The 9,149-nt window shown below is 55.7% G+C and carries 9 protein-coding genes; 3 read left to right on the forward strand and 6 right to left on the reverse strand.

Annotated features, from left to right (window positions below; translation table 11 throughout):
* From QCH34_RS13295 to QCH34_RS02410, 4 genes are all read right to left on the reverse strand, one after another.
* The coding region (locus QCH34_RS13295; protein WP_366898235.1) for a PspC domain-containing protein at nt 1–99 on the reverse strand (99 nt) is incomplete at its 3' end.
* Between the two features lie 88 nt (nt 100–187).
* The gene (locus QCH34_RS02400) at nt 188–1,351 is read right to left on the reverse strand and encodes a hypothetical protein (RefSeq protein WP_300329502.1); all 1,164 of its coding nucleotides are present in this window, start codon (nt 1,349–1,351) and stop codon (nt 188–190) included.
* Between the two features lie 116 nt (nt 1,352–1,467).
* Nucleotides 1,468–2,226 (reverse strand): protease inhibitor I42 family protein, encoded by a 759-nt coding sequence (locus QCH34_RS02405; RefSeq protein WP_300329505.1) that lies wholly within the window; start codon nt 2,224–2,226, stop codon nt 1,468–1,470.
* A gap of 59 nt (nt 2,227–2,285) precedes the next feature.
* Nucleotides 2,286–3,047, reverse strand: a complete 762-nt coding sequence (locus QCH34_RS02410) for a V4R domain-containing protein (RefSeq protein ID WP_300329507.1) — start codon at nt 3,045–3,047, stop codon at nt 2,286–2,288.
* A 100-nt stretch (nt 3,048–3,147) separates the two neighbouring features.
* On the opposite strand from QCH34_RS02410, the gene msrB reads away from it, so the two are divergent.
* From msrB to QCH34_RS02425, 3 genes are all read left to right on the forward strand, one after another.
* The gene (gene msrB / locus QCH34_RS02415) at nt 3,148–3,582 is read left to right on the forward strand and encodes a peptide-methionine (R)-S-oxide reductase MsrB (RefSeq protein ID WP_300329510.1); all 435 of its coding nucleotides are present in this window, start codon (nt 3,148–3,150) and stop codon (nt 3,580–3,582) included.
* A gap of 179 nt (nt 3,583–3,761) precedes the next feature.
* Entirely contained in the window at nt 3,762–3,884 is a 123-nt protein-coding gene (locus QCH34_RS02420) for a symporter small accessory protein (RefSeq protein ID WP_255331701.1), read from the forward strand.
* Nucleotides 3,874–5,424, forward strand: coding sequence for a sodium:solute symporter (locus QCH34_RS02425; protein ID WP_300329516.1), 1,551 nt, complete (start codon nt 3,874–3,876; stop codon nt 5,422–5,424). Before QCH34_RS02420 ends, QCH34_RS02425 begins: the two co-directional genes overlap by 11 nt.
* Before the next feature lie 13 nt (nt 5,425–5,437).
* On the opposite strand, the gene QCH34_RS02430 is transcribed toward QCH34_RS02425, so the two are convergent.
* Nucleotides 5,438–5,908, reverse strand: coding sequence for a 23S rRNA (pseudouridine(1915)-N(3))-methyltransferase RlmH (locus tag QCH34_RS02430; protein ID WP_300329519.1), 471 nt, complete (start codon nt 5,906–5,908; stop codon nt 5,438–5,440).
* Between the two features lie 3 nt (nt 5,909–5,911).
* Nucleotides 5,912–9,149: tetratricopeptide repeat protein (locus QCH34_RS02435; RefSeq protein WP_300329523.1), on the reverse strand; the 3,238-nt coding region annotated here is incomplete at its 5' end.

Genomic DNA, 9,149 nt, shown 5'->3' on the forward strand with positions numbered 1-9,149 from the left:
GAGCGAGGGATCCCATCCATAGTGTTCTGCAATCCCTCCGCATACGCCGGCCAGGAGCCGGTTTGTCTTTGACCGTGTCAGACGCTTCTCTTCAGCCATTTGTATGTATGTGGTAGTTCCTCTCTCTTGTAGCTTTTCTCCCCGCTGAGATCTTCAAGCCGGATCTGATCTGATTGATCCAGAACATTCACCGGAGGGGGTAGATCCCCTCTTCCCGTGCATACCCGATATCAATCAGCCGGTACTCATGGGCATCGGGGTTCTCAAAGTCATTGAACAAATCCCAGTCTTTTCTGAGCTGTTCATCGGCATAGGCAACTGCCTCCCCGAATGAAAAGTCCCCGATCATCGTCGTCTCAAGTGCGGTGAGATCGTCGGGGGTGAGGAGCGGGAGGCCACCCGGATTATCATATCCGGGTGCAATGGCCGGGCTCGGATCATGTTTCCATGCCATATAGGAATGGGTGGGAGTCAGGACAATGTAGGAGTGGATCCCCATTGCCTCAAGGGCTGAGGCAAAGAGGACGGAGCCGTCCACACAGTTTGCGGATGTGGAACGGAGCGACTCTTCAGGCGTATTCACCCGCTGGACATACCCCAGTGACCCGAAGCTTGCCGTCATATCGAGATACCTGACATCATAGGTATATTTGAGGGCATTATAGACGGCTTTCGCATGAAGGCCGGTATGAATATACCATGCCTCCTCAGGAAGGTCACCAAACTGGTACCCGGCAAGGGTCCGGGAGAGGCCGAGGGTTTCGTACATCGGATCATAGGCGGGATCCACATACTCCTTTGATGCAACCAGCAGTTCGCGAACAGCCGGTGCCTGTGGCGTGACAAAGACAGCGATATAATCGGTCGTATCGATTTTGCCACCCTCACCATCCGAGATCTCCCAAACCATTGTATCCATCGGATAGACCTCGATCGGGGCGGTTCCTTCCTCTATGATGACAAAGCTATCCCCATCCCATTCCTCGACAACCCATGCGAGGTTGAAGAGGGTGGTGGTCGTGAGGGCACGGACTTTCTCTTCGTTCAGGACGATCATCACATCGAGTTCGATCGTCTCATCCGGAGGGATCTCAACCGTTGTGATGGTCTTTGAGCTGAACTCGTCATACCAGGCAGATGCCCGTATGAACCGGTCATCTGTGCCGGAGTTATGGAGGATGAAGGTGATATCGGAGATCCCCTGCGAGTAAAAACTCGTATGGAAAGCGAGCGGATAGGGTTCGCGGATAGCGATCTGATCCCCGGCTTCTTCTCCAAAGTCGCCGATGGCAGTGCAGCCCAGAGTGAGCGTAAAGAGAGCGATCAGGGCAAGGGAAAGGATGCGATGCATAATCACTGTTGCACAATGGCAGTAATAGCATTGACGATGCCGATCGCGGTCTTCCTATGGATCGAAGAGATGAAAAAGAGGGAAATGAGGATTTTTGGGAGAATAAGGCAGAATGCTTACCCGACCATTACCTCAAGGGTGAATGTGTCGGCAGGCTCGCCATCCGCTTCCCAGGGCCGGATGTACTTGCCATCAACCACGTATTCGCCGGGTTTATCCCCCTGGATAAGCCAGACATGCGTGCCGGGAGCACCCATCAATTCGGTATCTGGGGCGATGAACTCATCGGAAACCAGGGTGAGCCCTTCAGGGATGGTCATATCCCAGGAGTACCCGGTCGTCGGGTTCTCGGCGAGCGTGATTCTGAACTGCATTCCTGTATCAAAGCCGATCATGCCGCCATTGTTTGTCTCATCAACCTCAAGTACCCGTGAAGTGGGTTCCGTGGCTGCCTCAACAATGATCGTCAGGGTGAATGTTTCGGCAGGCTCGGCATCTGCTTCCCAGGGCCGGAGATACTTTCCTTCAACGATGTAAGTGCCGGGAGCGCCAGCCTCAAACTCCCAGACATGCGTGCCAGGGGCTCCTGCGAGTTCGGTATCCGGGGCGATGAATTCATCCCTCTTCAGGGTGAGCCCTGCGGGAACGGCCATATCCCAGGAGTACCCGGTCGTCGGGTTCTCGGCGAGCGTGATCCGGATTATCTCACCGGGCTCGAAGGTATAGCTCCCTCCATCATTGGTTGCATCAAACATATGCAGCGACACTGGCGGTGCCGGGGTTTGCGGCGGTGCATCTGGCTGTTCACTGACACAGCCCGCTGCGAAGAGCAGGGCTGTTGCTATCAACAGAATAAAAAGACCTTTTCGGATCATCGGTTCACACCATAACAAAAAATGTCATGGGATGGTATAACCTTGCTGGTCAAAACGGGTTATTTTTCGGGAACTGGAAGTATCTCAAAGGTGCAGCAGGGATCCCCGGCTGCATAGCACTCCCGCTCAAATGCATTCATGAGGGAGCCGGTTTGCCGGGAGAAGAGGAGAGAGAGGAGGCCGGAATCAAACGAACATGCGGGTTTGCCGAGCTGCGGGAGATCGACACATTCGAAGCAGTCATAGACTGAGAATCTGATCGGATCCTGCGAGAGGATCTCCATTCTCCCGAGACGGTGCTGATCCCAGAAGTTTGCCAGATTCTGGCAGAATTCCTCCATATCCTCTCCTGCAACCGCAGGATAGACCGCTCCACCGACTTTTTCACCTGATCTTCTCAGAAGCGGATCCAGAGATATTCCTTCTGTGAGGAGAGAGACACGGAAGGTGCGGTAGATGAGCTTATAGAGATGGAACGGATCGGCTGCCCCCTCCCGGTACTCACAAGCATAATTACTGATCTCATCTGCGATCCGATCTCCGGGTTGGAGTTCACCGATGAAATGGGATGTTAAGAAGAAGTATTTCTTCCGCTCATCCTCCATACCGGGACGGGAGCCCACGATCCCTTCATCGGCAAGAGAGGAGAGATGGGCGGAGACAGTTGATTTTGCCCGCCCGGATGAGGATACGATTGCGTCAAAGCTCATCTCCCCGCCTTCGAGCAGCTGGAGGATATGCCTCCGGACAGGGTTCCTGACTGCCTGCACCCCGGCAGCAGTACCATACAAAGAAAAGTCGGATCGATCTCTGGCCCTCATGAATATACCTGATGTATAGATGAACCCGATCGATAATATATTGTTCGCTCGATTGTGAATGATCGATCATCTCAAATACCGGTGGATCCATCTCTCCTCTATGGTTCAGATCTTTTCGGTTCGGGATGGCAGGCTCATCGATATGGAGCCAGTGGAGAAGACAGAAAATGAATGGAAGAGCGTTCTCGATCCGCTCACCTTTGACGTGGCACGGAGGAAGGGGACAGAAGCGCCATTCTCCGGCAGATACCATGACTGCCATATTGAGGGGGTGTATGCCTGTGCCTGCTGCGGAACAGATCTCTTCTTCTCGGACGACAAGTTCGATTCTGGCACCGGCTGGCCGAGTTTCAGAAGAGCCGTATCTGAGCAGAATATCAGGATCCAGGTTGACAGAACGGCAGGCATGATCAGGGACGAAGTACTCTGCGCCCTCTGCGGAGCACACCTCGGCCACGTCTTCAATGATGGGCCTCCCCCGGACGGCCGCCGGTTCTGCATGAACTCCGCTGCACTCAGTCTCAGAACGAAATAGGCTTGATATATATAGGAGAAAATGATAACAATAAGTGGATACCTCATGTCTGCTCTACCAGGATACAGGGAACTGGCTCTTGCATTCGTAGCAGACAACTTCTTTTTCTTCTTTAGATAGGGAGACCGCCTTATTTTTCGGTCTCCCGTGCAGTTGCTGAGGTACCGGAGGTTATCATCATGTTTGGTATTCCTGATCCCTACATCTGGATTGCATATCTGCTTGCGATTGGGTTCGCAGGCTTGTGTGTACTGTATGGTCTGTTGAACTGGAACAATGGAGACGCAGAACATGGCAGTTGATGTCCTGACACTCTCGATAGTTGTCGCCATCTACCTGCTGATGATCGTCGGCATCGGGTACTATGGGTACCGGAAGACGAAGGTCGCGGAGGACTACATGGTCGCCGGGAGAAACACCCATCCGGTTGTTATCGCGCTCTCCTATGGAGCGACCTTCATCTCGACATCCGCGATCGTCGGGTTCGGCGGTGTTGCAGCCAACCTCGGTATGGGGCTGATCTGGCTGACTGTCCTGAATATCGGGGTCGGCATCTTCATCGCGTTCGTCTTCTTCGGCAAGAAGATCCGCGAGGCCGGCAAACGGCTCTCTGCGTATACCTTCCCTGACCTGATGGGAAAGAGCTACAAATCCCCGTTCCTCCAGTATGTGAGTGGGATCATCATCATCCTCTCGATGCCGATCTATACTGCGGCCATCCTGATCGGCGGGGCACGGTTCATCGAGGTCACGCTCTCAATCCCGTACGAAACAGCACTCCTTGGATTTGCCCTGATCGTCGGTGCATATGTCGTCTTCGGCGGGCTCATCGCCGTGATGCACACCGATGCCCTGCAGGGTGCCATCATGCTGATCGGCATGAGCGCACTATTGCTCCTGACCTATATTCATCTCGGCGGTGTCGTGGAGGCAAATACCGCACTCACCAATATGGCACACCTTGTGCCTGAAGGGCTTGCCGCAGCCGGGCATAACGGGTGGACTGCAATGCCGACGTTTGGATCCCCGATCTGGATGACGCTTATCACCACGATGGTGCTCGGTGTCGGTATCGGAGTTCTGGCCCAGCCACAGCTGATCGTCCGGTTCATGACCGCAAAGGATGACAAATCACTGCACCGGGCAACCCTGATCGGCGGCCCCTTCATCCTGATGATGACCGGCGTCGCATTCACCGTCGGCGCACTGACAAACGTCTATTTCTACCAGCAGAGCGGGGAAATCGCGATCACTGCTGCTGGCGGGAATATCGATTCGATCATTCCGCTCTTCATTACACAGTCAATGCCGGATGTCTTCGTCATCATCTTCATGCTGACGCTCCTCTGTGCCGCTATGTCAACCCTGAGCTCACTCTACCACACAATGGGAACAGCACTTGCCTGTGATGTCTGGGGACGCGGACGGGAGTGTGCACTCTCGCTTTCTGTCAACAGGCGGGGCATCATAATCATGATGGTCATCTCCATCCTTGTTGCCTTCCTGCTTCCCGGCAGTATCATCGCACGGGCAACCGTCATCTTCATGGGGCTCTGTGCATCAGCATTCCTGCCCGCATTCGTAAATGGGATCACCTCGAAATCCCCCTGCATCATCGGTGCAAAGGCATCGCTTCTGGCAGGAGCGCTCGTCTGGTTCCTCTGGACGGTCTTTGTCCATGCAGCCGAATCAAGCGTTCTTGGATTATCCCAGTTCATCTTCGGCGTGCCATCCTTACTCGGACAGCCCTGGAGTGCCTGCAATCCGCTGGTGATTGCCCTTCCGGTATCGCTCATCGTGATGGTTCTCTTCCAGATCCGCCACAACCGCAGGATGGCCTGACCATCCCCCTATTTTACCTGTGGTACGGCTCTCCCCTGATGATCCGAAATCCCCGGTAGATCTGTTCGAGGAGAAGAAGGCGGGCCATCGTATGGGTAAATGTCATCTGTGAGAGCGAGAGGAGGAGAACGGCACGGTCACGCACCTCATCCGAGAGGCCGTCTGCGCCCCCGATACAGAAGGCGATATCGCCTCTCCCGGAGATCTCGTGGTTTCGGAGGAGATCGGCAAATGCCTCGCTCGGCATGCCTTTTCCTGCGGGATCGAGCCCGATAAAAAGAGCGGGATCTTTTGCTGCTGCAAGGAGAGCGGCACCCTCTTTCCTGATGGCAGAAGGCTGTTCGCCGGCTGAAGAGTATTTCTGGTCAGGCACCTCGGTGACGGTGATGGTGGCATAGGGGGAGAGGCGGCGGATGAGATCCGCGATCCCCTCCTTCTGCCAGTTCTCTTTCACCTTCCCAACAGCAATAATCCTGATCTGCATAGCTCAGAGATCGGGATCGATATCAAGGGCGCGTGAGAGGCAGCTCAGTGCCTCCTTCCGCTCACCGATGCTGTCATAGATCCGTGATTTCTGGTACCAGGCGAGTGCATGCTCAGGATCTTCCTCGGTAACCTGGTCAAGGCACGACATCGCCTGTTCCTTCTTCCCCACATAATTTAAGACGAGGCCTTTGCAGTACCACGCATTGATCTCGTTCTGGGAGAGATCGATCGCACGGTCATAGGATTTCAGCGCATCATTGTACCTGCCGAGGGCAACCATGATCGATCCCCGTGCACTCCAGAGCGGACCGTTCTTCGAGTCGATGGAGAGGGCTTTTTCATACCAGTCGACCGCTTCGCCGAACTGCCCGAGCCGCTCGGCAATGGATCCCCTGCGGATGAGTGCTGCAACATCATCGGGGTGATCGTCCAGGATCACATCGTACTGGCGGGCGGCCTCACGGTACTTTCCAAGATGCGTGAGGAGTGAGGCGATCGAGTGGATCGTTGATGATCCGGCAGGCTCCTCTTTCAGGAGCTGTGAATAGATATCGACTGCTTCATGATACCGGCCCGCAGATTCGAGGGCAGATGCATACCCTCTGGTGAGCTGGTGATCGTCCCGCCTCACCCTGAGGGCACGGGAATAGCTGTCGATCGCCTCTTCATACCGTCCCATCCTGAGGAAGAGGGAGGCAGAGAACCTGAGGTATTCTATCGTATCGGGATTGTCTGCAAGGAGGGTCTCAACAAGGGCGAGGGCCCGCTCGTCTTCACCGAGAAGAGAGAGCACCCGTGCCTGGGCAAAGGAGGCTCCCGGAAGCTGTGCGGCTTTTTTGTATGCCGTCTCCGCCAGCTTCAGGTCCCCGACCGATTCTGCAAGGCCACCGAGTTCGAACCATGTCGCAAGATCGTGATCCTCCTGACGGAGGTATTCGGAGAGTGCATCGCATGCCTCGCTCCACTTCCCTGAGAGCATCAGCGACCGTGCCCGGCCCCGGTACACCTCTGGTGGGGCATTGCCGGTTGCGATGGCACGATCATATGCCCGGACCGCATGTGCATATTCGGAATCTGCTGTCAGCGCATCACCCATTGCACGCCAGATACGGGGATCATCGGGATGGACTTCCCCGGCATGTTTGAGGTTGCTGATAGCCTCTTTCTGTGCATCGACCTTCATGAGTGCATCGGTTGCTGCCATCAGGAGAACCGGATCATCCGGCATCTCTGAGAGAGCCTTCCGGTATGCATCGGCCGCCTCTCCGGATCGGCCAAGCTGCGTCATCAGCTCGCCGAGCCGCCGGTTGACCATCGGAATATTCGGGTGCTGCCGTGCAATCGACTGGCAGATCTCTGCTGCATCATCCAGCCGCCCAAGCCGTGAGAGGACGCCTTCCATTGCAATGAGGAGTGCGGGGCTCTCCGCACCCTGGTTCATCGCTTCCTGGTATGCATCGCCTGCGAGCTGATCCTGGCCCAGGTGTTCATATGCGGTTGCCCTCGTGCACCAGCCCCCGATATCATCAGGATGGCGTTCACAGAATTGTCCGAGGACTGTTTCTGCCTCGCCATAGTCACCGGTTGCATTCAGGAGAGAGCCGAGCCGGTACTCTGCATCGGGGATGGTATCCCTGACCTTTTGGTAATGTGCGATGGCAGCATGGTATTTCCCGATATGCTCTGCTGCCATCCCGGCGAGATAGAGGGCGGTCGGATCGTCGGGATGGGAAGAGAGGTAGCTCTCGAAGTGAGAGAGTGCGTCTGAATATCTCCCTGAGCGGATGAGCGACTCGGCTGCTAACGAGAGTGAGAGATCGGATTCGGATCTCCTGAAGGCATCTGCTGCTTCTGCATACCGCGAACGGAGCATCAGGATGCTGCCTGAGAGGGCATGAAGATGGAGGGATTTTGGATCGACGGAGAGGGCGGCGTTTAAGTCAGAGAGGGCGGGATCAGGTTGTCCTGCACGCCTGAATGCATCTGCCCGTCCGATCAATGCAGAGGGATTATCCGGGTTGAATGAGAGGGATTCGGTGAAGGCATCGATTGCTTCGTCATACTGCCCAACTGCCGAGAGGATCTCCGCATGCATAAGGGCAAGTCCTCCGGTCTCCCCCGGGATATCTTTCAGGCGGGATATGAGTTCTCCGGCATAGCCGAGATCGCCCATTCTGTACGCAAGGGTTGCGGTCTGGAGAACGGCACCGGCATGTTCCGGATCGGCGACCAGAACCTGCTTCAGCTCCTCTGTTGCCTCTTCCATTCTTCCGGCTGCTTCAAGCGCAGAGGCCCGGATCATCCTGACAGACGGAGTCTTGCGGAGTTTATCGGGGAGATCGTCAAGGAGGGAGAGAGCTCCCCGTGCATCGCCGGTGAGAGAGAGGAGTTCGGAGCGGAGCACAATCGCCTGCCAGTCTGTTGGGGAGAGGTCGATAAGCGCCTTGAGATCCTCTCCGGCTGCTGCATATGAGCCAAGCGCAATCTGCGCCTCTGCCCTGCGCCGGAGTGCCCTGATATCTTCGGGATCATCTGAGAGGATCTGGCCGAAGATCTCAGCTGCTTCCCGGTATCTCTGGTTCTTCATCAGGATCTCTGCATAGAGGCGCCGTGATTGGGAGAATGCCTGCGGATCGCCCCTGACCGCTTCGAGGTGCTGCATCGCTGCTGCATAATTCCCAAGTGCAGCCTCTGATTCGGCAGATATCAGCTGTATCTGTACCGTCTTCTTCTCTTCAGGCGGGAGACGGTTGATCATCTTCAGTGCGTCTTCATATTGCCCGACACCTGCGAGGCAGCGTGCCTGAAGGCCGATCAGGACGAGATTCTTCGCATCGATCTCGATCGGATCCTGTGCTGTGCCGCCCTGATCGAATGAACGCCCAAAGAGGCTCATCTCACCGTCGCTTGTCACCCAGGCGACCTTCTTTGTGCCATCGGGATGCTGCATCCTCCGGAAGCTCTCAAGCGCCTCCTTGTACCGGCCAAGGCTCATCATCGCAAGTCCCCGGCGGTACCAGCCGTTTGCATTGGTTGAGTCGTGCTTGAGGAGGTGGTCAAAACATTCTGCTGCCCGTTTCACCCGCCCAAGCCGCTCTGCCGTGACACCGAGGAGGTACCATCCCGGGTAGAAATCCGGGTTTTTTGTGACGACCTTCTCAAAGCCATTGTATGCCTCCTCGTACTGGCCTGCCATAAAGAGGCAGTGGGATCGTGCAACACCAGCGGCACTGTCATCT

Source organism: Methanocalculus sp., from assembly GCF_029762515.1.
Classification (GTDB): domain Archaea; phylum Halobacteriota; class Methanomicrobia; order Methanomicrobiales; family Methanocorpusculaceae; genus Methanocalculus.

Coding starts and splice junctions, on each gene's coding strand:
- QCH34_RS02400 (WP_300329502.1), bottom strand. CDS start 1,351: ATGCATCGCATCCTTTCCCTTGCCCTGATCGCTCTCTTTACGCTCACT.
- QCH34_RS02405 (WP_300329505.1), bottom strand. CDS start 2,226: ATGATCCGAAAAGGTCTTTTTATTCTGTTGATAGCAACAGCCCTGCTC.
- QCH34_RS02410 (WP_300329507.1), bottom strand. CDS start 3,047: ATGAGGGCCAGAGATCGATCCGACTTTTCTTTGTATGGTACTGCTGCC.
- msrB (WP_300329510.1), top strand. CDS start 3,148: ATGGTTCAGATCTTTTCGGTTCGGGATGGCAGGCTCATCGATATGGAG.
- QCH34_RS02420 (WP_255331701.1), top strand. CDS start 3,762: ATGTTTGGTATTCCTGATCCCTACATCTGGATTGCATATCTGCTTGCG.
- QCH34_RS02425 (WP_300329516.1), top strand. CDS start 3,874: ATGGCAGTTGATGTCCTGACACTCTCGATAGTTGTCGCCATCTACCTG.
- QCH34_RS02430 (WP_300329519.1), bottom strand. CDS start 5,908: ATGCAGATCAGGATTATTGCTGTTGGGAAGGTGAAAGAGAACTGGCAG.